Here is a 24342-nt window from a genome sequence, read left to right on the forward strand (position 1 = left end):
ATTGTTTGAATGACTCGGGGTCATCAACCTTCGTCCATTCGAGACAGCAGTGGTTATGGGTCCCGGCTTTCGCCGGGACGACGGACAATTAGGAGATGCCCCCCAGCGCCTTCCATTCGCGCAGCGCTTGCGCATCGCGCGGCGAGACGTCGGGATATTCGCCGTCCTCGCCCACTGTCGGCAGGATCTTCCACGAACGGGCGCATTTGGTGCCGACCGCCTTCTCGACCACGACCGCAACGCCAGGCACGGTATCCAGGCGAAAGGCGTTCGCCGGCGCCTCGCCCTCGCGCACCTCGTAGTTCGAGGTGATGCAGACCTCGGCGAGATCGATGTCGAACAATGTGGCCAGCATCTGCCGGTCGGCGACGTAGATCACCGGCGATGCCTCGAGCGAGGAGCCGATGCGCTTGGCGGCGCGTTCGAGTTCGAGCGCACCGGTGACGACGCGGCGAACGTTGCGGATCGTCTCCCACTTCGCGGCAAGCGCGTCGTCGCGGAACTGCTCGAGACCTTCGGGGAACAACGTGAGATGCACCGAAGGCTCGGCGTTCGGCCGATACATCCGCCAGGCCTCGTCGGTGGTGAAGCTGAGGATCGGCGCCAGCCATTTCAGTATCGCGTCGCAGAGCAGATCGATCGTGGTCAGCGCCGCCTTGCGCGCCACCGAGGACGGCGGATCGCAATACAGCGTGTCCTTGCGGATGTCGAAGTAGAACGCCGACAGCTCGGAGTTCATGAACGCCGCGAGGCTTGCGACCACGGTCTTGTAGTCGAAGTCGGCATAGGCCTTGCGGATGGTCTCGGCGTGGCCGGCGAGCTCGTGCAGCATCAGCCGCTCGAGCTCGGGCATCTCGGCAAAGGCGACTTTCTCGCTCGGCTTGAAATGATGCAGCGTGCCGAGCATCCAGCGGATCGAGTTGCGCAGCTTGCGATAGGTCTCGATAGTGTTCTTGAGGATCTCCGGGCCGATGCGCTGGTCGTCGGCATAGTCGGTGGCGCACACCCAAAGGCGCAGGATATCCGCGCCGGAATCCTTGATCACCTTCTGCGGCTCGACCGTGTTGCCGAGCGACTTCGACATCTTGCGGCCGTTCTCGTCGAGCGTGAAGCCGTGGGTCAGCACGATGTCATACGGCGCGCGTCCGCGCGTGCCGGCGCTTTCCAGCAGCGACGAGTGGAACCAGCCGCGATGCTGGTCGCTGCCTTCGAGATACATCACGGTGTCGTTGCCGCCATCGACCTTGCGGACGATGTTGCCGAGCTGCGGGAAGTTCTGGCGGTCTTCCAGCACGAAGGCGTGCGTGGAGCCGGAATCGAACCAGACGTCGCAGATGTCGTCGACCTTCTTCCAGTTCTCGGACGCGCGTGACCCGAGGAAACGCTCGCGGGCGCCGTCCATGTACCAGGCGTCGGCGCCTTCCTCCATGAACGCCTCGGTGATGCGCTGGTTGACGACCTCGTCCTGCAGGATCTCGGCCGAGCCGTCGTTGTTCTCGCGCACGAACACGGCGATCGGCACGCCCCAGGCGCGCTGCCGCGAGATCACCCAGTCGGGACGGTTGGCGATCATGCCGTTGATGCGGTTCTCGCCGGCCGGCGGCACCCATTGCGTGACCGAGATCGCGTGCAGCGCGCGGGCGCGCAGCGTGTCGCCCTTCTTCGCATGGCCGTTCTCGGCGATGGGCTTGTCCATCGCGATGAACCATTGCGGCGTGTTGCGGAAGATCACCGGCTTCTTGGAGCGCCAGGAGTGCGGATACTGGTGCTTGAGGCGGCCGCGCGCGAGCAGCTTGCCGGCCTCGATCAGCGCCTTGATCACGGCCTCGTTGGCGTCGCCCTTCTCGCCCTTGTCGTTGAGCACGCGTTTGCCGGTGAAGCCCGGCGCCTGCGCCGTGTAGGCGCCGTTCTCGTCGACCGTATAGGGGATCGTCGTCGGGATGCCGCGTGCGTCGAGCTCGCGGGTGTTGGCCGTCCAGACGTCGAAGTCCTCGCGGCCGTGGCTCGGCGCGGTGTGCACGAAGCCGGTGCCGGTGTCGTCGGTGACATGCTCGCCTTCGAGCAGCGGCACGATGAATTCGTAGCCGCCGCCAAAGCCCTTCAACGGATGCGCGCATTCCACGGCGTCCAGCGTGTCGCCGGGAATATCGCGGACCTTCTCATAGGACGTGACTCGGGCCTGCTTGAACACCTCGTCGGCAAGCGCGTCGGCCAGGATCAGGAGATCGCCGGTCTTCGCCCAATTGTCCGCCGGCGCATCCGTCACCTTGTAGAGGCCATAGGCGATCTTCGGCGAGAACGAGATGGCGCGGTTGCCGGGCAGCGTCCACGGCGTGGTGGTCCAGATCACGACCGAGGCATTGGCCAGCGCGCCATGCGCCGGCGAGGTGACCGGGAATTTCACCCACACCATGTCGGAGGTGTGGTCCTCGTATTCGACTTCGGCTTCGGCCAGCGCGGTCTTCTCGACCACGCTCCACATCACCGGCTTCGAGCCGCGATAGAGCGTGCCGTTGGCCGCGAACTTCATCAGCTCGCGGGCGATCTGGGCTTCGGCCGGATAGCTCATTGTCTGGTAGGGATGATCCCAGTCGCCGATGATGCCGAGCCGCTTGAACTCCTCGCGCTGCACGTTGATCCAGTGCGTCGCATAGGCACGGCATTCCCTGCGGAACGCAACCATCGCGGCGGAGTCGCGGAAGTCCGGCTTCTGCTTGCCCTTGGAGCGGTAGTTTTCCTCCTCGATCTTCCATTCGATCGGCAGGCCGTGACAGTCCCAGCCCGGCACGTAGTTGGAGTCGAAGCCGAGCATCTGCTGGCTCTTGGTCACGACGTCCTTGAGGATTTTGTTCAGCGCGTGCCCGATATGGATGTTGCCGTTGGCGTAGGGCGGGCCGTCATGCAGCACGAATTTGGCACGGCCCTCGGCTGCCTGGCGGAGCTTGTCGTAGAGGCCGATCTCGTTCCAGTATTTCAGGATTTCCGGCTCGCGCTGGGGCAGGCCAGCGCGCATCGGGAATTCCGTCTGCGGCAGGTAAAGGGTCTTGGAATAGTCCCTAACGTCAGTCTTTTGGGCGTCGGTCTTTTGCGGCTTGTCGGACATGAAAGCTCTGATTTGGCAGGTGCGGGCGCGGATACGCGATCAATCGCGGGTGAAACGGCGAAGTCCCGGTCTTGCGCCGAGCCTTCAGGCTCAGGCGGAAGCCGGGCAGCTAATCCGTATGATGCGCCGCGAAAACATGGGGTTTCCATAGCAGCCGGACGGGGAAATCGCAAAGCCCCCGGTGGCCCGCGGCCCGCGCATGGCGCGGCTCAGGCCGGCCGTGCCCGGGCCGGATTTCCTGCCACGATCGCGCCGGGGGCGACGTTCCGTGTGACCACGCTGCCGGCCCCGACCAGGGCGCCGTCGCCGATCGTGACGCCGGGCAGGATGATGGCACCCCCGCCGATCCAGACGTCGCTGCCGATCCGGATCGGGCGGCCGAATTCCAGCCCGGCGCGGCGGGTTTCGGCATCGCGCGGGTGGTCGGCGGTATAGATCTGCACCGCGGGTCCGATCTGGGTCCGATCGCCGATCACGACCTCGACGACGTCGAGGATCACGCAATTGAAGTTGAGGAACACGCCGTCGCCGAGGCTGATATTGCTGCCGTAGTCGCAGAAGAACGGAGGGCGGATCACGGCATCCCTGCCGACCTTGCGGAAGCGCTCGCCGAGCAGCGCATGCAACTCGGCCGCGGACGATGCGCCCGAAGCGTTGTAGCGCGCCATCCAGTGTTCCGCCGCGGTATGGTCGGCGGCGAGCTCTGCATCGGGGCGATACAGCTCGCCCGCCAGCATTTTTTGCTTTTCAGTCCTGTTCAACCAATCACTCCGAGCTGCGGGAACGCGTCGGGCGCCGCGGCCAGTAGCGCGCGCGCCTTAGCGCTGTCGTCATCCATCTGGCGTATCAACGCCTCGATGGTGTCGAATTTCAGCTCTTCGCGAATGAAACCGATGAATGCGACATCAAGGACCGCGTCGTACAGATCGCCCTTGAAGTCGAACAGGAACACCTCGAGCAGCGGCGCGCCGTTGTCGAAGGTCGGCCGGCGCCCGTAGCTTGCGATACCGTCGAACCGTTGCGAGCCGTTGCCGACGCGCACCGCGTAGATGCCGTGCTTCAGGCCGCAATGCTTGTCGAGGCGGATATTGGCGGTGGGGTAGCCGAGGTCGCGGCCGCGCTTCTCGCCGTGGATCACCTTGCCGGTGACGAACCACGGTCCGCCCAGCATCGTGGTCGCATCCGCGATCTCACCCTCGGCGAGCGCCATGCGGATGGCGCTGGAGGAAACCGGGCGTTCCTCGATGTCGACATGGGCCTGCACATCGACCTCGATGCCGAGCCGCGGCGCTTCGCTGACCAGGAGGCTCGGCGAGCCGACCCGGCCCTTGCCGAAATGGAAGTCGTAACCGACCGCGATCCCGCTGATGCCGAGCCGGCCGATCAGGTCGTGGTGAATGAAATCCTGTGCCGAGGTGCCGGCGCGCGCCTTGTCGAAGGTCATCACGACGGCACCGGCGAGCCCGGTGGCCGCGAGCAGCCGCAGCTTGTTGGTCTCGTCCGTGAGACGGAATTGCGGGGTGTTGGGGCTGAAGAAGCTGCGCGGATGCGGCTCGAAGGTCACGGCGAGCGCGGGCACGCCGTGTGCTCTGCCCATCGCAAGCGCCGCTCCGATCACGGCGCGGTGACCGAGATGGACGCCATCGAAATTGCCCATCGCGACCACGGCGCCTTTCGGAATGGCGCTTGCGGGGGTATTGTCGCGGATAACGGTAAAGCCGGTGCTCATGAGTGTATTCTTCAAGGATTCTTAAGCATGATTGGTGCGGGCCGGACCGTGACGCGGCGGCGGTGTGGAAGTCAAGGTAGCGAAAATCGCGTCAAATCCGTAACAATCCGGATTCAGCCGGTTAACGCGCTGTTTAACGGCTGCTGTTAGTCGTTGGCGGAAAGCTGCGTTCGTGCAGAAGCCAAGTTGCGTTTGTGTTTTGGGGGGGAAAGATGGCGGTTGATTTGTCCATGCCGGTTCTGGTGGTTGATGATTACAGCACCATGATCCGCATCATCCGGAATCTTCTCAAGCAGCTTGGATTCGAGAATATCGACGATGCCTCCGACGGCTCCGCAGCGCTGAACAAGATGCGCGGCAAGAAGTACGGCCTGGTGATTTCCGACTGGAACATGGAGCCGATGACCGGCTACGACCTGCTCAAGGAAGTCCGCGCCGATCCCAACCTCGCGACCACGCCCTTCATCATGATCACGGCGGAATCCAAGACCGAGAACGTGATCGCGGCCAAGAAGGCCGGCGTGAACAACTACATCGTCAAGCCGTTCAACGCGGCCACGCTGAAGACCAAGATCGAGGCGGTCTTCCCGGACATGGCGACGGCGTAACCGCCCGCCCATCGCGCCAACTGAAATTCACGTCATGCCCGGGCAGAAGCGCGTCCTCGCGCTGGCTAGCTGCGTCCTCATCCTCACCTGTCATCGCCCGGTTCAACCGGGCGATCCAGTACGCCGCGGCCCCTCGGCTCAAGCACGACCGCCTCTGGAATACTGGATCACCCGCATGCGCGGGTGATGACACTGGATGGTGCTCGCGCCATTTCGGAATATTAGAAATATATCCCTGAGTTGCCCGACGTGTCAAGTTGACGGGTAGACGTCGGCTGCCGCGGGCTACTGTGCATGGGGTTGTTTTCGATATTTTGTCCGTGAAGCGCCGCTACCACTTCAGCTCGCGCATCAGCGCGCGTGGCGGATGGCCGAACAATTCCTTGATCGAGGCCGCATCGAGCTGCTCGATGCCCTCGAACTGTTCGGAATGGATGCCGCGGGTGACGAACAGGAGATCGATGCCGAAGCCGTGGGCGCCGGTGAGATCGGTGCGCACGGAATCGCCGATCGCGAGCACGCGGCTGAGCTCGGTCGGACGCCCGCGGCGCTCGGTCGCCAGCGCCATGGCGCGCTCATAGATCGGCCGGTGCGGCTTGCCGTAGAAGATCACCTCGCCGCCGAGCTCGCGATAGAGTTCGGCGACCGCGCCGGCGCAATAGATCAGCCGGTCGCCGCGCTCGACCACGATATCGGGATTGGCGCAGACCAGCGTAAGCTTGCGCTCGAGCGCCTTCAGCAGCGTGTCGCGATAATCTTCGGCCGACTCGGTCTCGTCGTCGAACAGGCCGGTGCAGATGATGTAGTCGGCCTGCTCCAGCGGCACCAAGGTGGCATCGAGGCCGCGGTGGATCGAGCTGTCGCGCTCCGGGCCGATCCAGAAGATCTTCTGGCCGGGATGATCGGCCACGAAGTGGCGCGTCAGGTCGCCCGAAGAGACGATCGCATCATAGGTCTCGTCGGCGACGCCGAGCTTGCGCAGCTGTCGCTGCACGGAATCGGCCGGCCGCGGCGCGTTGGTGATCAGGATGACCGTGCCGCCTTGCTGGCGGAACGTGTGCAGTGCCTCGCAGGCCTCGGGAAAGGACTCGAGCCCGTTGTGCACGACGCCCCAGATGTCCGACAGCACGACGTCGACGCCGCCGACGAGGTCGCGCAGCTGCTCCACGAAACGCAGTGAGGTCATGATGCAAATTGCCGGCTAATTTGGACCGAGGGCGCGGCGCGCCAGCGCGGCGCTGCCGGTTGCGCGCGGCGGAGCTGCGGGGCTGGAGACTGGGGCTGAAGTGCTGGCGCCATTAAGATCCTGGGGGTTGGTCTGCGGAGCCTCGGCGGTAGCAGATGCCCCCTCCGGCCGCAACGGCCGCGGCGGCGCGAACAGGAACCCCTGGCCGAACCGGACATCGTAGTCGAGCAGGTCGACCACCGAGCGTTCGCCCTCGATCCGTTCGGCGATCAGGTCGATGCCGTAGCGGCCGAGCAGGTCGGACAGATCGGAAGGATGGATATCGGTGGTCGCGATCTGCTTGGCGTCGAGCAGCAGCGCCGCCGGCACCTTGATGAAGCGGACGCCGCGATCGGCGAGCTCGCGTGGCTCGAGGCGAAGGTCGCTGACATGGTCGATCGAGAACCGGTAGCCGCGCTGTGCCAGCGCCGCGAGATTCTCGCTTTCGGCCGGGCCGAGATTGCGGAAGGTCGCCTGCTTGAACTCGAGCACAAAGGACGGCGCCAGCGCGCGGTTGGCCTCGAGGAAGTCGAGACACTGGGTGAAATGCGCCGGGCTGGCGAGCGTCGCCGCCGAGACGTTGCAGAACACGCCGACATCCTTGCTGCGGATCATCAGGCGGCGCAGCACCTGGACGCAGCGAAGCATCACCATGTGATCGATGCGGCCGATCAGGCCGCCGGCCTCGGCCGCCTCGATGAAATCCTCGGCGGCCAGCACCTGGTCGCGCTCGTCGCGCAGCCGCGTCACCGCCTCGTAGTAGCGCACCTTGCGCTGTGGCAGCGTCACCATCGGCTGCAGGTAGATGTCGAGGCGGTTCTCGTCGATGGCCTGCTTGATCGCGCCGATCAGCTGGGTCTGGCTGCGCGAGACCTCCGGCGGAGCCGCAGGTGTCGGCGGAGGCGCAACCACGACGACGGTCGGCGTCGGCGCGACCCGTTGCAGCACGTCGTCGCGCGGGGAGGCGACCGGCTGCACCGCCGGAGCCGCCGCCAGCAGGTCCTCATGATGGGCGACGGATGCCGCAAGCTGCCGCACCAGTCCGCCGAGTTCGCTGATCTCGCCGGCCATGCCCTGCATCCGGTCGGCGCCGGTGGAGTTGGCCGAGGCGACGCGGCCTTCGACCGCGGCCAGCCGGCGGCCGAATTCGGCGACCTGGCGGGCAAGGTCGGCGGTGCCGCGCGACAGATCCGCGATCTGGCCGCCGACATCGCTGCGGTCGCGCAGCCGCATCGAGACCGCGTTGTAGAGGATCAGGCAGGTGAGGGCGGTGAGCGCCACGATCGCCGATTCCGATCCGCTGATGCCCGCCACCGAATACAGCACGAAGCCGAGCGACGCTGCGAGCAGCACCATGCAGATGGCGATGAAGATCGTCGAAATGCGAATCATGTCGCGCGCCCGCGCCCTCTGTCCGAACGTCCCCGGACCGCGACCTTAGCACCATTGTTGATTCGACGGGCCAGCGATCTTCGGAACCGGCTGGAACTGCACACGATTTTCGTTTCGCCGGATCGGGCTCCGTAAATCGCCGGAGCCGGCGGCGCCACGCCGGTCAGAGGTCCGCGGCAGCGATCCAGAACACCTCGCCCTCGGAGTCCTCGGTGTCGAGCCAGAGCAGCGGCAGGTTCGGATAGGCGGCCTCCAGATTGTCGCGGCCGCGGCCGATCTCGCAGAGCAGCCCGCCCTGCGGGGTCAGATGTTGCTTCGCCTCATCGAGCAGGCGACGGACGATGTCGAGCCCGTCAGCGCCGCCGTCGAAGGCGATCTTCGGCTCGGCGCGGCACTCGCGCGGCAGCCCCGCCATGCCTTCGGCGTCGACATAGGGCGGGTTCGAGATGATGAGATCGTATCTGCTGTCGCCGAGCGGCTTGAACAGGTCGCCGCGATGGAGCGTCAGGCGATCGTCGAGGCCGTGGTCGGCGACGTTGCGCGCGGCGACCTCGAGCGCGTCCTTTGAAATATCGACGGCGTCGACCGCGGCGTTGGGAAAATGCCGCGCCGCCAAAATCGCAAGGCAGCCGGAGCCGGTGCAGAGATCGAGCACGCGTTCGACCTCTTCGGGATCGCCGATCAGCGAGCTGCCGTCCTCGTCGCCGCCGAAATGCGAATCCAGCAATTCGCCGATGAAGGAGCGCGGAACGATGGTGCGCTCGTCGACATAGAACGGCAGGCCCCGCATATAGACCTTGTTGACGAGATAGGCGGCCGGCTTCCGTGTCGCGATCCGGCGCTCGATCAGGTCGAGGATCTGCTTGCCTTCGGCCACGGTGACGCGTGCGGCCGCAAAGTTCTCGAACTGGTCGGGATGCAGGTGCAGCGTCTCGCAGATCAGGAACGCGGCCTCGGCCACCGGATCGGTGGTGCCGTGCGCGAACACGAGCTTGGCTGCGTTGAAGCGGCTCACGGCATAGCGCAGGAAATCGAACAGGGTGTGCAGCTCGCCGGCGCCGACTTTCGGCGCCTTCTCAGCCGCTTTCCTGGGCGCTCTCGGCACGGTGGAGCCGCGCCTAGCCGGCACTTTGCTGTGCTTGGCCATCAGGATTTGGTCCAGCGCGCGGCGGCCGCGTCGTCGTGGTCCTGCGCCTCGATCCAGCTCGTGCCGCGCGCGCTTTCCTCGCGCTTCCAGAACGGTGCGTTGGTCTTCAGATAGTCCATCAGGAACTCGGCGGCCTCGAACGCGGCCTGCCGGTGCGCCGAGGCGGTCACGACCAGCACGATGTTCTCGCCCGGCGCGATGCGGCCGAAGCGATGGATGATGGTGAGGCCCTGCAACGGCCAGCGCGACAGCGCCTCTTCGGCGTGGCGTCCAATCTCTGCTTCCGCCATTTCAGGATAATGTTCGAGCGTCAGCGCGGCGATCGGCTCGCCCTGTTCGCTGCCCCGGCAGATGCCGCTGAAGCTGACGACCGCGCCGACATCGGTGCGGCCCTTGCTCAGGGCGGCGATCTCCTGCGCGACGTCGAAGTCGGCTTGCTGGATACGGATGGTCGCTGCGACGGTCATGATTACTTCTTTGTTTGACGCGTTTTCTTCACGCGAACCGGGTATCCGCTTCGCTCGAAAACGCTATCTTAGCCGCCGGTCATCGGCGGAAAGAACGCGATCTCGCGGGCGCCGGAGATCGCTGCGTCCGATTTGACATGGGCGTGGTCGATCGCGGCGCGGATCACCGTCGGCTTCTCGAATGCGTAGGCGTAGGCATCGTCGCGCGCGGCAAGCCAGCCGATCAGGTCGCCGACGGTGCGCACGTCGGCCGGCGGCTCGACGATCTCTTCAGCCTTGCCGACGCGTTCACGCACCCAGGCGAAATATTTCAGCTTCATCCCTCATCCTCCTTGATGAGGTGATGGATGCCGGCACGGAAATAATCCCAGCCGGTGTAGATCGTGAAGATCGCCGACATCCACAGCAGCACGATGCCGATCAGGGTGGTGGCCGGGAAGACCTGCTCACCCGCCTCGCCGGCGATCAGGAATCCGATCGCCACCAGCTGGATCGTCGTCTTCCATTTCGCCAGCTTGGTGACGGGAACGCTGACCCGAAGCCCTGCGAGATATTCGCGCAGGCCCGAGACCAGGATCTCGCGGCACAGGATCACGATCGCCGCCCACAGCGTCCAGCCATGGATCGAATTGTCGGCGGCCAGCATCAGAAGGCTGGAGGCGACCAGCAGCTTGTCGGCGATCGGATCGAGCATCCGGCCGAAGGCGGACTGCTGGTCCCACATCCGGGCATAATAGCCGTCGAGATAGTCGGTGATTCCCGCCGCAATGAACACGGCCAGCGCCACCCAGCGCAGCCACAACGGGCCGTCCAGGATCGATTGCCAGTAGACGCAGCCGATCACCACCGGGATCGCGGCGATCCGGGCGTAGGTCAGGATATTCGGGAGGGACATGGTCTTGGTCTGTCCCCGGGTCGTGGCGATGTTCATCCGTTCTACCAATACCGCTGAAGCGAGAAGGTCAACCGTGCGGACGCGTCAAGCGCGACCAGATTGCGCTGGATCGTCATAGCGCCTTAGCTCGTTGTTTAAGCATGATCTTTTCGGATAACTGCCTCACACTTTTCCGCATCATGCCCTAGATGCCCCGTCGCAGGCGACGCCCTGATGACTCGGCTTTGGTTTAACCCGGCTGGGCGTGGAAAAACTCGAAAATCTTGCGGGCGCTCTCGGCGCTGACGCCGGGAACCTTGCCGAGGTCGGCGATCGAGGCCCGCTCGATCTCCTTGAGCGTTCCGAAGTGGTGCAGCAAGGCACGCTTGCGGGACGGGCCGATGCCCGGGATCTCCTGCAGGCCGGCCTCGCGGATGTCCTTCTTGCGCAGCTTGCGGTGCGAGCCGATCACGAAGCGGTGGGCCTCGTCGCGCAGCCGCTGGATGAAATAGAGCACCGGGTCCCGCGGCTCCAGCTTGATGGCCTCGCGGTCGGGCATGAACAGGGTTTCGCGCCCGGCATCGCGCTCCGGACCCTTGGCCACCGCCATCAGCGAGACCTCGGTCAGCCCGAGATTCTGGAAAATCTCCCGGACCGCGTTGAGCTGGCCGCGGCCGCCGTCGATGATGACGAGGTCGGGCCATTGCGGGAATGAATCGTCATCCGCTTTCGTCCTGGCAGCGGCCTCGCCCTCCGGCGGTTTCAGCAATCGCTTGAAGCGGCGTTCCAGCACCTCGCGCATCATTCCGTAATCGTCGCCGGGCGTCAGCCCTTCGGACTTGATGTTGAACTTGCGGTACTGGTTCTTCATGAACCCGTCGGGTCCCGCCACGATCATCGCGCCGACCGCATTGGTGCCCTGGATATGGCTGTTGTCGTAGACCTCGATCCGCTTCGGTGTGTGCGGCAGGCCGAGCGTCGAGACCATGCCCTCCAGCAGCCGGCTTTGCGTCGCGGTATCGGCCAGCTTGCGGCCGAGCGCCTCGCGCGCGTTGGTGAGCGCGTGGCCGATCAGCTCCTTCTTCTCGCCGCGCTTCGGCACGGAGACCTCGACCTTGGATCCGGCCTTGACCGACAGCGCGTCGGCGAGCAACGCGCTTTCCTCGATCTCGTGCGACAGCAGGATCAGCTTCGGCGGCGGCTTGTCGTCGTAGAATTGCGCGAGGAACGAGGACAGCACCTCCTCGGGCGTGAAGCTCTTCTCGGCCTTGGGGAAATAGGCGCGGTTGCCCCAGTTCTGGCCGGTGCGGAAGAAGAACACCTCGACGCAGGAATAGCCGCCCTCCTGGTGGATCGCGAACACATCGGCCTCTTCGACCGTGCGCGGATTGATGCCCTGCTGCGACTGGATCGCCGACAGCGCCGCGAGACGGTCGCGGTACAGCGCCGCGGTTTCGAACTCGAGCTCGCCGGAGGCCTTCTCCATCTCGGCCGCGAGCAGCTCCTTCACGGCGTGGCTGCGGCCGGAGAGGAATTCGGTCGCCTCGCGCACCAGTTCGCTGTAGCCGGGGAAGTCGATCTCGCGCGTGCAGGGGCCGGCGCAGCGCTTGATCTGATAGAGCAGGCAGGGCCGGCTGCGGCTTTCGAAGAAGCCGTCGGTGCAGGAGCGGATCAGGAACGCGCGCTGCAGCGCCGTGATGGTGCGGTTGACCGCGCCGGCGTTGGCGAACGGGCCGAAATAGCGCCCGGGCCGTGACTGCGTGCCGCGATGCTTGAGGATCTGCGGCGCCCAATGGTCGCCGGTGATCAGAATATAGGGAAACGACTTGTCGTCGCGCAGCTGCACATTGAAGCGCGGACGGAGCTGCTTGATCAGATTGGCTTCGAGCAGCAGCGCCTCGGTCTCGGTCATGGTCGAGACGATCTCGACCTGCGTGGTCGCCGCGATCATGCGCAGGATGCGCGCCGGCAGCGGCGCGTTGGCCCGCGCATAGGACGACAGCCGCTTTTTGACGTTCTTCGCCTTGCCGACATAGAGCACGTCGTTGGCGGCGTTGAGCATGCGGTAGACGCCGGGCGAGGTCGGGGCGAGGCGGACCGCGTTCTCGATCGCGGCATGCCCGATCGAGAGCGTGCCCTCGGCGACCGCCTCGGCGGCGTCCTCCGAAGCCTCGGGCAGGCGTGCCTCGTCCTCCTCCTCGGCGGCGGAGGTTTCGGGATCGACGTCGCTGGTATCGAGCGCCAGATCGTCCTGCGGCAGGTCGGACTTTGAACCGCGCCGTGGCTTGGGGGCAGCCTTGGAGTCGGCCTTGGGGGCCGGCGTCGGACGCTCGGGAGAATCGTGAACCATGGGCCGTAAACTAAGTGCTTGGGCGACCGGTCGCCAGCGCTGACGGCACCAACAAAAAGCACCTCGATTGCAGGAGGTTACCGGCCCCGCGGGGACGCCGGGACGGGGTGCGTAACACCTTGTTAAGACTGATGAGCGGGCCGGTAACCGGGCTTAACAGCCCTTTAACTTAAAACTCTCGATAAACCTTAGCGAAAAAAGTGGAATTCCGTAACCACGCCGGCCCTGGCCGGCGGGCTGCGGCTGTTGCGTGGTGGAGAGTACCAATGACCCGGTTTGTCGCGCGTGCGCTGGCACTGATCGTTGCAGGCTGGACGACCTCGGCGGCCTCGGCCGACCTCAACTACGGATCGCCCTATACCGTCTATCAGCCGCTCAATGCCTATAGCTGGGCCGGCCCCTATCTTGGCGGCAATGTCGGCTATGGCTGGGGCTCGGTCGAGAACAACCCGACCAAGCCGTCCGGTTTCGTCGGCGGTGTGCAGGCCGGCTACAACTTCCAGAACGGCTCCCCCTGGGTGTTCGGTATCGAGGCCGATATCCAGGGCACCACGGCCGACGACCGGTTCGCGCCGTGGAAGTTCTCCAACCCGTGGTTCGGTACGGTGCGCGGCCGCGCCGGCTATGCGGTCAACAATGTGCTGTTCTACGCGACCGGCGGTCTCGCCTTCGGCGAACTGCGCGGCGAGACGTTCGGCATCACGGAGAGCCACACCAATGCGGGCTTCACCGTCGGTGCCGGCGCCGAAATGGGCTTTGCCCCGCACTGGAGCGCCAAGATCGAGTATCTCTACGTCGACCTTGCCAACAGCAACTTCACGATCACCGGTGGCGTGTCGAACGGCTACAGCTTCAGCCTGGTTCGCGCCGGCATCAACTATCACTTTTGAGAACAAGAAAACGTCGACCATCAACTCCCGGCCGCGCCTTGCGCGGCCGGGTTTTTCTTTGTGTTGATGATCTCAACGTCGCGCATGGCGGCATGCACGCCACGGCGTCCGCGAATCCAATCGGTGGGCCGCACGTGTGGGATATGCGGCACCGCCAGTCGCGTCCGCATCATTCAGGTGATCATCCAGAGCACGCCAGCCGCGCGCTCGGCGGTCAACTCACACGCAACGCCTCATTCGGCGTTCATCACGAGCCGCGCAGCGCGAGCGCTCATGAGACCACCAGGTTGACCGCCTTCGGGCCCTTGCCCTTCTTGTCGGGCTCAACCTCGAACGTAATGCGTTGTCCTTCAGTCAGGTCCTTCAATCCTGCACGCTCGACAGCAGTGATGTGAACGAACACATCGCGGCCGCCATCATCCGGCTTGATGAAGCCGTAGCCACGCTCTCCGTTGAAGAACTTGACTGTCCCAGTCATGGCCATCGGGAAACTCCTCCCCCGTATTGCTCCACCGCTACGCGCACGCCGCGTAGCGGTTGACCGACATTCGCTTGTCGGAAGCTTGGCCACCTGAACAGGCCGGCGTCACGCCGCCGGTCTGCCTGGATTTTATTTCGGCCTTGTCACTCCGCCGCAACCATTCGCGGAAGCGGAACGTAAAGCCAGTCGTAACAGGATGAGCATAATACGGTTCCGCGCAAATTGCCTATGCTCAAAATTGAACTTTTCAGTAGGAGCTGTCGATCAAGGTTTAGGCGTCTCGAGTCTGAAGCGCCCTGCACCGCCTTGACCGAGCGGCTTCTCGAGTTCGGGCAGGATGATCTTCAACTCATTCGCCAGCGTCCACGGCGGATTCACCAGCAAAAGCCCTGTGGAAACGAGGCCTGCGCCTGCTTCTTGCGGTGCCACACTGAATTCCAGACGCAGGCATTTGCCGGCGGGCCGACTCGCTGCCGTTGCAGCGGCCACGCTGCGCGCTAGCTCATCGGTGGCTCTCCGGGTTTTTACGGGGTACCACAAAAGATACGTGCCGGTCGGCCACTTCGCGAATGCTTCCGTGAAAGCACTGGCCAGCCGCTCGAACTCGTCCTTTGCTTCGAACGGTGGATCGATCAGCACCAGGCCGCGCCGCTCGTTCGGCGGCACGAATGCTGGCAGCGCCATCCAGCCGTCGAGATCGACGACGCGCGCTTGCGCGTCGCGTCGCAAGGCGTCGATCAGTTGTTTGCGCGCCGTCGGTTCGATCTCGCAGGCGGTGAGGCGGTCTTGCGGACGCAGCAGCGCCCGCGCGATCAGCGGCGAACCAGGATAGGCCTTCAGCTCGCCTTTCGGATTGAAGGCTCTGACGATGTCGAGATAGGGCGCGATCAGCGGCAATGCCTTGTCGGAGAGCCGCGCCTGCATCAGCCGCGCGATGCCGGTGAGCCATTCGCCGCCGCGCTGCGCTTCGCTCGACGTCAAATCATAAAGGCCGGCGCCGGCGTGGGTGTCGATGACGCGGAATGGCGCCGGCTTGTCCTGCAGATAGGTGAGCATGCGCACCAGCACGATGTGCTTGATGACGTCGGCAAAGCTGCCGGCATGAAAGGCGTGACGGTAGTTCATGTGATGATCGTGCTGCGCTCCCAAGGGGTGCGCATGTTGTACTCGTCATACCCGGGCTTGTCCCGGCCTTCGCTGAAGCTTCGGCGGGGTCAACATCCGAGCTCGGCGAAGCCTTGGCGTAGCCGGCTCCCGGGCGTCTGCGCCTTATCTGCTTGTTTCGCGATGGCGCAGGTGGCCGGGACGTTCTGCGCGACGACGCGCGGCACGGGCCTGCCGGCCACGACGCAGGGAGTTTCAGCCGCCGCGAACCGGCGGCATCAGCACCTGATCGCGGCGGCAGGCGCGGCGATCGATTTCCTCACAGGAGTGGAATTGCAGATCCTTGCTGAGGCAGATCCGCACCTCGCTGAGCCGCTTGCTGTCGCAGGTCACCGAGATCGCGGAGTTGCTGAGGCCCGGATTGACCTTGATGAACGCTGTCTCCAGCTCGTCGGGCGCGACCGTCTTCGGCTCCGACAATTGCAGGAATTCCTCCGGAATCTTGACCGTGGCGCGGGCCTTGCGGATGGCTTCGAAATAGGCGCGCTCGCCGAGACCGGAGCAGGTGCCGTGCTTGTCCCACTCGTTGTAGATCAGCCCGGGCGCCGGCATCAGGTCGAGCATCGAGCTCATAATGCTGCGGGCGAGTCGCGGCGAGGGCCGCTGGCAATATTCCGGGAAGCCCCGCTCATATTGCGGCCATAGGCCGTGCACCACGAAGGAGTAGGGCCGTCCGCCGCACTGCGCCTGCGTGCCGCGGCCGTTGTTGCCGCGCTCGCTCGCCGCCTCGCAGAACGAGGGCGACCACGACAGCGACAGCACATAGAAATCGAACTCACCGGGCGCATTCTGGCGGCGATCCTGGGCCGAGGCCCCAACCGCACTGCACAGAATAATGCCAACCGAAATCAAGAATCGGGAAATTGTGTCCAACCGAGGCATCAAACGCTCCCCTCACTGACCGCCCAGAGCCTAGCAGGTCGTGAGAACATTTCAAGAACAAAAAGCCGCCGTCCAAATGGCGGCGGCTCCTGCTTTGGCAGTCTGGTCGGAGATCAGGGCCGGGCGGCCTTGCAGGACGGGTTATAGGCCCAGTTGCGGTCGAGCCCCGCGACGCACCATTCGACGCCCTGATTGATGCTGGCAAAGCCGCCGTCCTCGATGATCGAATAGTGCACCTTGCGCACCTTGCCATCGCTCAGCATCGCCTCGCCGGTGCAATAGCGGCGCGGAATATTGTCGGACTGCCAGGGACGGAAGGCGGTTTCGTGAATCCCGTTGAAGCCGGTGATCACGAGCGGCGAATTCCAGAAGGTGGCTTCCTTCTCCTGGAATTGCGTGCTGATGACCGTCAGTGCCTTCTCGCACGGGGCCACATTGCCGTCATAGCGCGGGCCGGACAGCCAGAAGTTCATTTCGAGCGGATTGGCCGCCTCGGCCGTACCCCCGAAAGCCAGCAGGCCGACCGCGAGTGCGGCGCCGAGGCCGAGCTTGCGGCCGAGTTTATTCCGGGAGTTGAACAGGTTGCGCATGGGAATCCACCCGATTATCCGATGCCGCGGACGGTGCCGCGAAGCCCCGGCAAGGTCAAGTGCAGGGCGGCAACACCTGCGGAGAAGTCCACTTTGGGGACCCGGCTCGTTCTTTTCACGGTCGCCGGCGCACTCTATGTTGGCTCGAAGCGAAATGGAGTCTGCGATGCGAAGGAAATTGGCCGCGTGCCTGGTTGCCGTTTGCGGGATGCTGGTCGTTGTGCCGGCGCGGGCCGACTGGATGCAGCCGGTGCCGCCGTTCAAGGGCAATGATACCGGCGGTATCATCGCCTATACGCTGGCGACCCAGGCCGACGCCCGGCAGCTTGCCGTCGATCACTGCGCCTCCTACGGCAAGGTGGTCAAGTTCCTTGCGATGCAGAACTATCCGGGCGGCTACATCTCTTTCGCCTGTCGCTGGGTGCCCTATGGCGCAGCCCAGAGGCCGCTGCGCACGCTCTACTGAGCGCGCACCAGATCTTTCGATCGTTCAGCCGGGAGCCGACCGCATGACCCGACAGCTTGCCTTGCTTGGTTCGGCTGTGTGCCTTGTCCTGTCCGCTGGCGCCGCAAGCGCGGTCGACCTGCCGATCCGCAAGGCCGGTCTGTGGGAGATGAAGATGGTGCGCACCGGCGGGCCGATGCCGGAAATCACCATGCAGCACTGCACCGACGAGACCACCGACAAGGAGATGAGCGCGGCGGCCTCGCCGATGGCCAAGGAAGTCTGCTCCAAGCAGGATATCCAGAAGACCGCGACCGGCTATGTCAGCGACAGCGTCTGCAGCGTCGCCGGCATGACGATGCAGAGCCATGCCGAGATCGTCGGTGATTTCAATTCCGCCTACACGGTGAAGAGCACCTCGCATGCCGAGGGCGGCGCGGCCGGCTCGCGTGACACCACGATGACCATCGAGGCGAAATGGCTCGGCGCCTGCAAGAGCGACCAGAAGGCCGGTGACATCATCATGCCCGGCGGCATGAAGATGAACGTCAAGGACATGGAAAAGCTGAAGGGCCTCCTGCCCAAGCAGAAGTAGCGCGCTGCGCATTCCGCCGCTGCCGCGCGAACGCATCGCCTCTCATGCCGAGAGGCTGCGCCGCTTGCACCACCACTTCGAGTAACTCGCGACAAAATTGCGAAGCAATCTTGCGCTGAGGCGATGTGCAATCCATCCGATCCCTCCCGTCACCCCCAGGGCCATCGCATATGCCCCTTGGCGACCGCGCAAGTGCTTGGCCTCGTGGTTCGAGACGCGCCGCAAGCGGCGCTCCTCACCATGAGGGTCTACTATTGTGCCGCAGAACAAGACCTCATCCTGAGGAGCCCGCCGAAGGCGGGCGTCTCGAAGGATGGCCACGAGCACACCGCCACGAAATGCGATAGCCTTTGCCCGGGGATGACGGTTCACCGCGTTCGTGCGCTCCTTGGCGCGCGATGACGTCGACGGGATGCAACATCATTGAATGATCGCCGCCTGCGTCGTGTTCGAAACTCTCTGCGAGAGATAACGCGCATCGCATTCGTGGTGTCGAAAGCCTGACGCACCAACATGTCGTTTTGAACCGTTCCAGCGTTGCGCAACTTGAATCGTTCCAGTGTTTCGCATCGTGTGCGTTTCAATGGATTCTATTTTGCACGTGTGGAATTTCGTTCATCCCGCCGATAGTAGTCCGCCCCAATCGCTGCCCGCTTGGTGACAAACGCGCGGCTCGATCAAGATCAGTCTGGGCGCGTGGGGATTTGTTCGGTGGGAATGGCTTCGTTGCGGAGCAAGCGCGGCTTGCTCGGATCAACGGCTGCGATCAATGCAGCGCTGCTCGGTTCGGTCGTGCTTGTGCCAATGGGCACGGACGTCGCCTGCGCTCAGGCGCAGGCAAGTCCTCCGCAGAACAATGTCAGCGAGCTTCCCGCAGTGACGGTGGATGAGCCTGGCGCCGCAAAGAAGCGCGGTGCCGTCGTTTCGAGCCAGAACACCAGGGCATCGCGCGCGGCCGCGGCGAACCGGCGCCGCAATGCGACTGCGCCCGCCCGGAGCCAGGCTCCGCGGTCGCAAGGCGCAGGTGGCGCGATCGGTACGACGACGGGTTACGTCGCGACCGCCAGCACTGCCGGTACCAAGACCAGCACAGCGCTGATCGAAACGCCGCAGTCGCTTTCGGTCGTTACGCAAAAGGAGCTCCGGGATCGCAACGTTCAGACGCTCAAGGACGCCGTCAGCTACACGCCCGGCGTGACGACCACGGCGTTCGGCTATGATCCAAGGTTCGACAGTTTCTACATCCGCGGCTTCGATGCGACCTATACGGGGATCTATCGCGACGGCCTGCGTCAGGGCGGCGGCAACTTCGCCATTCCCAAGATCGAACCTTACGGTCTCGACAGCGTGTCGATCCTCCGTGGTCCCGCCTCGGGCCTCTATGGCCTCGGCTCTCCGGGAGGCATCGTGGATGTCACGACCAAGCGGCCGCCGTTGACGGCATTCGGTGAGGTGCAGCTGCAGGGCGGCACCTACGACCGTTACCAGGGCAGTTTCGATGTTGGTGGTCCGGTGCCCGGCAGCGATCAGCTGTACTACCGGCTGACCGGTCTGCTGCGCGACGCAAAGACCTGGTACCCGGGCAACGACGACGATCGCGCCTATATCGCGCCTGCCTTGACCTGGCGGCCGGACGCTGACACGTCCTTCACCATCCTGAGCGAATATCAAAAGAGCCGAACCGCCGCGAGCATCGGCGACTTCCGCACGCCTGACGGACAATTGACCAACATCTATTCGAATGATCCGGCGTTCAGCGCGATGGATCAGAAGCAATACCGCATCGGCTACGCGTTCGAGCATAATGTCGACGATGTGTGGACGGTGCGGCAGAACTTCCGCTTCTATCAGGTGGACGTCGACGCGAAATACACCCAGATCGATTCCATCGACGGCAGCACCAATCTCGCGTCGCGGTCGGCCTGGCGGATCCTGGACAGACGTTCCAGAACGCGGCGACGACGTTGTTCGATGCGGTGATCGACTACGATCTCGGCAAGCTGGACCGGCGCTTCCTCGGCGCCACCATGCGCGTCAACGCGACCAATCTGTTCGACACGCACTACCAGACCTGCCAGTCCGGCTACTGTTATGCCGGCGAACGGCGGCAGGTCATCGGCACCTTGTCCTACCGCTGGTAGGTTACACCGGCACCCGCACGACGGCGCGCAGACCGCCCATCGGGCTTTCGCTGAGCATGATGTCGCCGCCATGCGAGCGGGCGATGTCGCGGGCGATCGCAAGTCCGAGCCCGGTGCCGCCTTCGTCCTGGTTGCGGGCGTCGTCGAGCCGCAGGAACGGCTTGAACACTTCCTCGCGCATGTCGGCGGGGATGCCCGGTCCGTCGTCGTCGACCGTGACGTTGAGGTAGCGATGGTCGCGATGGCCGGTGATCGAGATCGTGTTGGCGTGGCGCGCCGCATTGGAGACGAGGTTGGCGAGACAGCGCTTGAACGAGGCCGGCTTCACCGTGACGACGGGCAGGCCGTGGAACGCGACGGTTGCGGTGTGGCCGTGGCGTTCGGCGTCGCTGCGCAATTCCTCCAGCGCCAACGCCATGTCGGTCGGCTGCGCGACCTCGCCGGAATCGCCGCGCGCGAAGGCGAGATAATCCTCCAGCATCATCGACATCTCGTCGACGTCCTTGCGCATCGCGTCGATCTCGGGGCCTTCGCCGATCAGGGCAAGCTCGAGCTTGAACCGGGTCAGGATGGTGCGCAGATCGTGCGACACGCCGGCGAGCATTGCAGTGCGCTGCTCGATCGAACGTTCGACGCGCGCCTTCATCTCGATGAAGGCCTGCGCCGCGCGCCGCACCTCGCGGGCACCGCGCGGCCGGAAGTTCGGCGCCTCGCGGCCCTTGCCGAAACTTTCGGCGGCGTCGGCGAGCCGCAGGATCGGCTTGATCTGGTTGCGCAGGAACAGCACGGCGACGATCAGGAGGATCGTCGAGGTGCCGAGCATCCAGAAGATGAAGATCTCCGAATTGGAGGCGTAGGCCGCGCTGCGCTGGGCGAAGATCCGCATCACCGAATCGTCGAGCTGCACCCGGATCTCGACCAAATTGGATTTGCCCACGGTGTCGATCCAGAACGGACGGCTGATCTGGCGGCCGAGCTGCACCGAAAGCGTCTGGTCGAGCAGCGAGAAGAACGGCTTCGGCCCCGGCGGCGGCATGTCGCCGGCGGGCAGGAAGTCGACCACCAGCTGCAGTTTCTGGGCGATGCGGCGAAGCTGCGCGCGGTCCTTGTCCTGCGGGTAGCTTTTGTAGACGTCGATCAGCGCGGCGATATCGGACACCACCGCGGCCGACAGGCGCCGCGTCACCGTGTTCCAGTGCCGCTCCATGAACACGAACGCCACCACGGTCTGCAGGATCACCATCGGCACGATCATGATCAGCAGCGCGCGGGCATAGAGGCCGGTCGGCATCCAGCTCTTGAACGCATTGCCCATCCAGCCGTTCGCCTTCGAGACGCGCTGCGAGGCGTTCTTGATTAGGGTCAGGCCGGAGTCGAGCGTGCTCATGCGGATGCTCTACAGCATGATCCGGAAAAGCGCGCAGCGGTTTTCCGGCAAGATCATGCTCAAATGAGGATCTGAAGCGCGATGACGATTCATCCCGGTCTCATCGCGCTTCAGGGCGAGGCCACCAGGCGATAGCCGATGCCGCGCACCGCCTGCAGGAACAGCGGATTGGCGGGATCGTGCTCGATCTTGCGGCGCAGGCGGTTGATCTGCACGTCGACCGCGCGTTCGTTGACGGTGCCGCCAGAGGTCAGCTCGGCGCGCGGCACGGTCTCGCCGGGCGCGCTGGCGAGGATACGCAGCATCTCGCGCTCGCGATCGGTAAGATGGATGATCTCCTCGCCCTGACGCAGTTCGCTGCGCTCGATATGGAAAATGTAGGGGCCGAACGCGATCTGCTCGACGACTGCGACCTGCGGCGGCGCGGTGCGCTTGAGGATATTGCCGATCCGGAGCACCAGCTCGCGCGGCTCGAACGGCTTGGCGACATAATCGTCGGCGCCGATCTGCAGGCCCTCGATGCGGGCTTCCGCCTCGTGACGGGCGGTCAGCATGATGATCGGCACCGTCGAGGAGCTGCGGATGAAGCGGGCGAGGTCGAAGCCGTTCTCGCCGGGCATCATCACGTCGAGGATCAGCAGGTCGAAATGCAGCCCGAGCAGCTTGGCGCGCGCGTCGGTGGCGCTCATCGCCGTCGTGACGCGATAGCCCTCGCCGGAAAGAAAGCGCGACAGCAGGTCGCGAATGCGGCGGTCGTCGTCGACCAGGAGAAGATGCGGCGCGTCGTCGGCCGGCTCGACCGGCGCGCGCATCATGGTTGCAGCCTGCACCGCTTCACTCCCTCGTTTTTCTGCCGCCGCCGAAGATCGCTTCGAGCACCTTGTCGGGATCGTCGCGGTCGATCATCGCGCGGAGGAATTGGCGAACCGTCTCGACGCCGGCCGGATCGATGCCGGCGACCGCGCGGTTGATGCGGTCGGTCTGCAGCCCGGCGAGCTTGGCGACCAGCGCCTCGCCCTTCGGGGTGGCGTAGAGCAGGCGCTGCCGGCGGTCGTTGTTGCCGGTCTTCTGCACGATGTAGCCCTCGTCCAAGAGCTGCTTGAGCACGCGCCCGAGCGACTGCTTGGTGATGCGCAGGACGTCGAGCAGGTCGGCGACCTTCAGCCCTGGATAGCGGGTGACGAAGTGGATGACGCGGTGGTGGGCGCGGCCGAAGCCGAACGCCTCCAGCTCCTGGTCGGCATCGCCGACGAAGTCGCGGTAGGCGAAGAACAACAGCTCGATGATGTCCCAGCGCAGGTCGCGCGCCCCCGCCGCCGGAGCGTTGTCGTCTCCCTGCGAATCGGGCTTGGCAGCCATGCCTGAGAAATTTATGTCAGCCATATTGACGTATCTTGGGTTCAATGTTACAAAACTGCCTGTCATGACGAAACATTAGGTCGTTTTGTCCTCGACAGCGTTTAAGGCGGCCTGAACGAGCCTGTGAGGCGGTTTGGGCCGCAAATTGGACTACCGTGCGATTGTCGAGCGGCATTTCGGCAAACATACTGGACTTCAGCATTCCGCAAAAGCATGTCTAAACGGCATGTTGGCGATGGAAGCCGGCGGCGCGGCCGGCGGTGGTGAAGTTCGGGCCAGCCGAGCCTGATGGCTCCGGGGGAAACAGGCCGGCGCCGGGTATCGCGCCGGTTCCGACAGCGGAAAGCAAGAAAAATGACTTTGAAATTTGACATCCAGCCTTCGCCGAATCCGACGTCCGATAAGGATCGTGCGGCGAAGCTCGTGGACCCCGGCTTCGGCCGGGTCTTTACCGATCACATGGCGATCGTCCGCTACAGCCAGGGCAAGGGCTGGCACAGCGCCCGCGTCGAGGCCCGCGCGAGTTTTCCGCTCGATCCGGCCGGTGCGGTGCTGCACTACGCCCAGGAAATTTTCGAAGGCCTCAAGGCCTACAAGCGCGACGATGGCGGCGTGAACCTGTTTCGCCCCGACGCCAATGCCCGCCGCTTCCATGATTCGGCCGAGCGCATGGCGATGGCGCCGTTGCCCGAGGATCTGTTCATCGATGCGGTCGAGCAGCTGGTGCGGATCGATCGCGCCTGGATTCCGGGCGGCGAGGGCAGTCTCTATCTGCGGCCCTTCATGATCGCGAGCGAGATCTTCCTCGGCGTGAAGCCGTCGGCCGAATACATCTTCTCGGTCATCGCCTCGCCGGTCGGCTCCTATTTCAAGGGCGGCCCGGCGCCGGTGTCGATCTGGGTGTCGGAGAATTACACGCGCGCCGCCATCGGCGGCACCGGCGCCGTCAAGTGCGGCGGCAATTACGCCGCCAGCCTGCGCGCGCAGGCCGAGGCGATCGAACGGGGCTGCGACCAGGTCGTGTTCCTCGATGCGGTCGAGCGCCGCTACATCGAGGAGCTCGGCGGCATGAACGTGTTCTTCGCGTTCGACGACGGCTCGCTGCTGACGCCGCCGCTCGGCACCATCCTGCCCGGCATCACCCGCGACTCGATCATCGCGCTTGCCAAGGATGCCGGCACGCGTGTGCGCGAGGAGCCCTATACGATCCAGCAATGGCGCGCTGACGCCGCCAGCGGCAAGCTGAAAGAGGCGTTCGCCTGCGGCACCGCGGCCGTCATCTCGCCGATCGGCAAGGTGTGCTCGGCGAGCGGCGATTTCCAGATCAGCGGTGGCGTGGCCGGCCCGGTCGCCATGGGCCTGCGCAAGAAGCTGGTCGACATCCAGTACGGTCGCACCAACGACCCGCATAATTGGATCAGGAACGTCCAGTGACGGACGCAACGTCATTTCGGGGCGAGGCGCAGCATCGAACCCGGAATCTCGAGATTCCGGGTTCGCGTCGTTCGACGCG

24 protein-coding genes are annotated in these 24342 nt (G+C 64.6%); 7 read left to right on the forward strand and 17 right to left on the reverse strand.

The window, feature by feature from the left end; all coding sequences use genetic code 11:
• Nucleotides 1–88 precede the first annotated feature (88 nt).
• The 3 genes from ileS to XI02_RS08960 all read right to left on the reverse strand — a co-directional run bounded on the left by ileS (nt 89) and on the right by XI02_RS08960 (nt 4832).
• Nucleotides 89–3103, reverse strand: coding sequence for an isoleucine--tRNA ligase (ileS, locus tag XI02_RS08950; protein ID WP_172648528.1), 3015 nt, complete (start codon nt 3101–3103; stop codon nt 89–91).
• A gap of 209 nt (nt 3104–3312) precedes the next feature.
• Entirely contained in the window at nt 3313–3864 is a 552-nt protein-coding gene (locus tag XI02_RS08955; protein ID WP_172648527.1) for a sugar O-acetyltransferase, read from the reverse strand.
• A complete protein-coding gene (locus tag XI02_RS08960) occupies nt 3861–4832 on the reverse strand; it encodes a bifunctional riboflavin kinase/FAD synthetase (RefSeq protein WP_172648526.1) in 972 nt (323 codons plus the stop codon). The genes XI02_RS08955 and XI02_RS08960 overlap by 4 nt, the downstream gene beginning before the upstream one ends.
• A 212-nt stretch (nt 4833–5044) precedes the next feature.
• On the opposite strand from XI02_RS08960, the gene XI02_RS08965 reads away from it, so the two are divergent.
• On the forward strand, nt 5045–5440 hold the full coding sequence (locus XI02_RS08965; RefSeq protein ID WP_016844467.1) for a response regulator: 396 nt from the start codon (nt 5045–5047) through the stop codon (nt 5438–5440).
• Between the two features lie 331 nt (nt 5441–5771).
• On the opposite strand, the gene XI02_RS08970 is transcribed toward XI02_RS08965, so the two are convergent.
• The 7 genes from XI02_RS08970 to uvrC all read right to left on the reverse strand — a co-directional run bounded on the left by XI02_RS08970 (nt 5772) and on the right by uvrC (nt 12895).
• Nucleotides 5772–6626: a TIGR01459 family HAD-type hydrolase gene (locus XI02_RS08970; protein ID WP_172648525.1), complete on the reverse strand. Its 855-nt coding sequence runs from the start codon at nt 6624–6626 to the stop codon at nt 5772–5774.
• Nucleotides 6627–6641: 15 nt separating this feature from the next.
• A complete protein-coding gene (locus XI02_RS08975) occupies nt 6642–8057 on the reverse strand; it encodes an EAL domain-containing protein (protein WP_172648524.1) in 1416 nt (471 codons plus the stop codon).
• A gap of 163 nt (nt 8058–8220) precedes the next feature.
• Nucleotides 8221–9204 carry a 50S ribosomal protein L3 N(5)-glutamine methyltransferase gene (gene prmB / locus XI02_RS08980; RefSeq protein ID WP_172648523.1) on the reverse strand — a complete coding sequence of 328 codons (984 nt, stop codon included), beginning with the start codon at nt 9202–9204 and terminating at the stop codon, nt 8221–8223.
• Nucleotides 9204–9671, reverse strand: coding sequence for a molybdenum cofactor biosynthesis protein MoaE (locus XI02_RS08985; RefSeq protein ID WP_016844472.1), 468 nt, complete (start codon nt 9669–9671; stop codon nt 9204–9206). Before XI02_RS08985 ends, prmB begins: the two co-directional genes overlap by 1 nt.
• Before the next feature lie 68 nt (nt 9672–9739).
• Entirely contained in the window at nt 9740–9991 is a 252-nt protein-coding gene (moaD, locus tag XI02_RS08990) for a molybdopterin converting factor subunit 1 (RefSeq protein ID WP_069278866.1), read from the reverse strand.
• Nucleotides 9988–10602 carry a CDP-diacylglycerol--glycerol-3-phosphate 3-phosphatidyltransferase gene (pgsA, locus tag XI02_RS08995; protein WP_016844474.1) on the reverse strand — a complete coding sequence of 205 codons (615 nt, stop codon included), beginning with the start codon at nt 10600–10602 and terminating at the stop codon, nt 9988–9990. The genes moaD and pgsA overlap by 4 nt, the downstream gene beginning before the upstream one ends.
• Before the next feature lie 193 nt (nt 10603–10795).
• Nucleotides 10796–12895, reverse strand: a complete 2100-nt coding sequence (gene uvrC / locus XI02_RS09000; RefSeq protein WP_172648522.1) for an excinuclease ABC subunit UvrC — start codon at nt 12893–12895, stop codon at nt 10796–10798.
• A 266-nt stretch (nt 12896–13161) separates the two neighbouring features.
• Between uvrC and XI02_RS09005 the strand changes: the two genes are divergently transcribed.
• Nucleotides 13162–13785, forward strand: coding sequence for an outer membrane protein (locus XI02_RS09005; protein ID WP_016844476.1), 624 nt, complete (start codon nt 13162–13164; stop codon nt 13783–13785).
• A 271-nt stretch (nt 13786–14056) separates the two neighbouring features.
• Here XI02_RS09005 and XI02_RS09010 read toward each other — a convergent pair whose 3' ends face one another.
• The 4 genes from XI02_RS09010 to XI02_RS09025 all read right to left on the reverse strand — a co-directional run bounded on the left by XI02_RS09010 (nt 14057) and on the right by XI02_RS09025 (nt 16902).
• Complete coding sequence (locus XI02_RS09010; protein ID WP_016844477.1) at nt 14057–14269, reverse strand: cold-shock protein; 213 nt, start codon at nt 14267–14269, stop codon at nt 14057–14059.
• Nucleotides 14270–14530: 261 nt separating this feature from the next.
• A complete protein-coding gene (locus tag XI02_RS09015; RefSeq protein WP_172648521.1) occupies nt 14531–15391 on the reverse strand; it encodes a 23S rRNA (adenine(2030)-N(6))-methyltransferase RlmJ in 861 nt (286 codons plus the stop codon).
• Between the two features lie 234 nt (nt 15392–15625).
• Nucleotides 15626–16312: a ribonuclease T2 gene (locus XI02_RS09020; RefSeq protein WP_050994216.1), complete on the reverse strand. Its 687-nt coding sequence runs from the start codon at nt 16310–16312 to the stop codon at nt 15626–15628.
• 113 nt (nt 16313–16425) lie between these two features.
• The gene (locus XI02_RS09025) at nt 16426–16902 is read right to left on the reverse strand and encodes a hypothetical protein (RefSeq protein WP_172648520.1); all 477 of its coding nucleotides are present in this window, start codon (nt 16900–16902) and stop codon (nt 16426–16428) included.
• A 166-nt stretch (nt 16903–17068) separates the two neighbouring features.
• Between XI02_RS09025 and XI02_RS09030 the strand changes: the two genes are divergently transcribed.
• From XI02_RS09030 to XI02_RS45170, 4 genes are all read left to right on the forward strand, one after another.
• Complete coding sequence (locus XI02_RS09030; protein WP_172648519.1) at nt 17069–17368, forward strand: hypothetical protein; 300 nt, start codon at nt 17069–17071, stop codon at nt 17366–17368.
• A gap of 43 nt (nt 17369–17411) precedes the next feature.
• Entirely contained in the window at nt 17412–17942 is a 531-nt protein-coding gene (locus XI02_RS09035; protein ID WP_018269802.1) for a DUF3617 family protein, read from the forward strand.
• Between the two features lie 744 nt (nt 17943–18686).
• Nucleotides 18687–19922, forward strand: coding sequence for a TonB-dependent receptor plug domain-containing protein (locus XI02_RS09040; RefSeq protein WP_244980765.1), 1236 nt, complete (start codon nt 18687–18689; stop codon nt 19920–19922).
• Complete coding sequence (locus XI02_RS45170) at nt 19907–20083, forward strand: hypothetical protein (protein ID WP_244980764.1); 177 nt, start codon at nt 19907–19909, stop codon at nt 20081–20083. Before XI02_RS09040 ends, XI02_RS45170 begins: the two co-directional genes overlap by 16 nt.
• Before the next feature lies 1 nt (nt 20084).
• Here the strand turns inward: XI02_RS45170 and XI02_RS09045 are convergent, their stop codons facing one another.
• The 3 genes from XI02_RS09045 to XI02_RS09055 all read right to left on the reverse strand — a co-directional run bounded on the left by XI02_RS09045 (nt 20085) and on the right by XI02_RS09055 (nt 22853).
• Entirely contained in the window at nt 20085–21470 is a 1386-nt protein-coding gene (locus XI02_RS09045) for an ATP-binding protein (protein WP_016844484.1), read from the reverse strand.
• Nucleotides 21471–21580: 110 nt separating this feature from the next.
• Nucleotides 21581–22285, reverse strand: a complete 705-nt coding sequence (locus tag XI02_RS09050) for a response regulator (protein WP_038377300.1) — start codon at nt 22283–22285, stop codon at nt 21581–21583.
• A gap of 19 nt (nt 22286–22304) precedes the next feature.
• On the reverse strand, nt 22305–22853 hold the full coding sequence (locus XI02_RS09055) for a MarR family winged helix-turn-helix transcriptional regulator (protein ID WP_370143844.1): 549 nt from the start codon (nt 22851–22853) through the stop codon (nt 22305–22307).
• 330 nt (nt 22854–23183) lie between these two features.
• Here XI02_RS09055 and XI02_RS09060 point away from each other — a divergent pair, with 330 nt between their 5' ends.
• Nucleotides 23184–24263: a branched-chain amino acid aminotransferase gene (locus tag XI02_RS09060; protein ID WP_018269805.1), complete on the forward strand. Its 1080-nt coding sequence runs from the start codon at nt 23184–23186 to the stop codon at nt 24261–24263.
• Nucleotides 24264–24342: the final 79 nt, after the last annotated feature.

The sequence above is a fragment of the Bradyrhizobium sp. CCBAU 21365 genome (assembly GCF_015291305.1).
GTDB classification, from domain to species: domain Bacteria; phylum Pseudomonadota; class Alphaproteobacteria; order Rhizobiales; family Xanthobacteraceae; genus Bradyrhizobium; species Bradyrhizobium elkanii.

What these genes read in the sequence shown, in the direction of transcription:
- ileS (WP_172648528.1), bottom strand. Translation starts at nt 3,103, where the DNA reads ATGTCCGACAAGCCGCAAAAGACCGACGCCCAAAAGACTGACGTTAGG.
- XI02_RS08960 (WP_172648526.1), bottom strand. Translation starts at nt 4,832, where the DNA reads ATGAGCACCGGCTTTACCGTTATCCGCGACAATACCCCCGCAAGCGCC.
- XI02_RS08965 (WP_016844467.1), top strand. Translation starts at nt 5,045, where the DNA reads ATGGCGGTTGATTTGTCCATGCCGGTTCTGGTGGTTGATGATTACAGC.
- XI02_RS08970 (WP_172648525.1), bottom strand. Translation starts at nt 6,626, where the DNA reads ATGACCTCACTGCGTTTCGTGGAGCAGCTGCGCGACCTCGTCGGCGGC.
- XI02_RS08975 (WP_172648524.1), bottom strand. Translation starts at nt 8,057, where the DNA reads ATGATTCGCATTTCGACGATCTTCATCGCCATCTGCATGGTGCTGCTC.
- prmB (WP_172648523.1), bottom strand. Translation starts at nt 9,204, where the DNA reads ATGGCCAAGCACAGCAAAGTGCCGGCTAGGCGCGGCTCCACCGTGCCG.
- XI02_RS08985 (WP_016844472.1), bottom strand. Translation starts at nt 9,671, where the DNA reads ATGACCGTCGCAGCGACCATCCGTATCCAGCAAGCCGACTTCGACGTC.
- moaD (WP_069278866.1), bottom strand. Translation starts at nt 9,991, where the DNA reads ATGAAGCTGAAATATTTCGCCTGGGTGCGTGAACGCGTCGGCAAGGCT.
- pgsA (WP_016844474.1), bottom strand. Translation starts at nt 10,602, where the DNA reads ATGAACATCGCCACGACCCGGGGACAGACCAAGACCATGTCCCTCCCG.
- uvrC (WP_172648522.1), bottom strand. Translation starts at nt 12,895, where the DNA reads ATGGTTCACGATTCTCCCGAGCGTCCGACGCCGGCCCCCAAGGCCGAC.
- XI02_RS09005 (WP_016844476.1), top strand. Translation starts at nt 13,162, where the DNA reads ATGACCCGGTTTGTCGCGCGTGCGCTGGCACTGATCGTTGCAGGCTGG.
- XI02_RS09010 (WP_016844477.1), bottom strand. Translation starts at nt 14,269, where the DNA reads ATGGCCATGACTGGGACAGTCAAGTTCTTCAACGGAGAGCGTGGCTAC.
- XI02_RS09015 (WP_172648521.1), bottom strand. Translation starts at nt 15,391, where the DNA reads ATGAACTACCGTCACGCCTTTCATGCCGGCAGCTTTGCCGACGTCATC.
- XI02_RS09020 (WP_050994216.1), bottom strand. Translation starts at nt 16,312, where the DNA reads ATGCCTCGGTTGGACACAATTTCCCGATTCTTGATTTCGGTTGGCATT.
- XI02_RS09025 (WP_172648520.1), bottom strand. Translation starts at nt 16,902, where the DNA reads ATGCGCAACCTGTTCAACTCCCGGAATAAACTCGGCCGCAAGCTCGGC.
- XI02_RS09030 (WP_172648519.1), top strand. Translation starts at nt 17,069, where the DNA reads ATGCGAAGGAAATTGGCCGCGTGCCTGGTTGCCGTTTGCGGGATGCTG.
- XI02_RS09035 (WP_018269802.1), top strand. Translation starts at nt 17,412, where the DNA reads ATGACCCGACAGCTTGCCTTGCTTGGTTCGGCTGTGTGCCTTGTCCTG.
- XI02_RS09045 (WP_016844484.1), bottom strand. Translation starts at nt 21,470, where the DNA reads ATGAGCACGCTCGACTCCGGCCTGACCCTAATCAAGAACGCCTCGCAG.
- XI02_RS09050 (WP_038377300.1), bottom strand. Translation starts at nt 22,285, where the DNA reads ATGATGCGCGCGCCGGTCGAGCCGGCCGACGACGCGCCGCATCTTCTC.
- XI02_RS09055 (WP_370143844.1), bottom strand. Translation starts at nt 22,853, where the DNA reads ATGGCTGACATAAATTTCTCAGGCATGGCTGCCAAGCCCGATTCGCAG.
- XI02_RS09060 (WP_018269805.1), top strand. Translation starts at nt 23,184, where the DNA reads ATGACTTTGAAATTTGACATCCAGCCTTCGCCGAATCCGACGTCCGAT.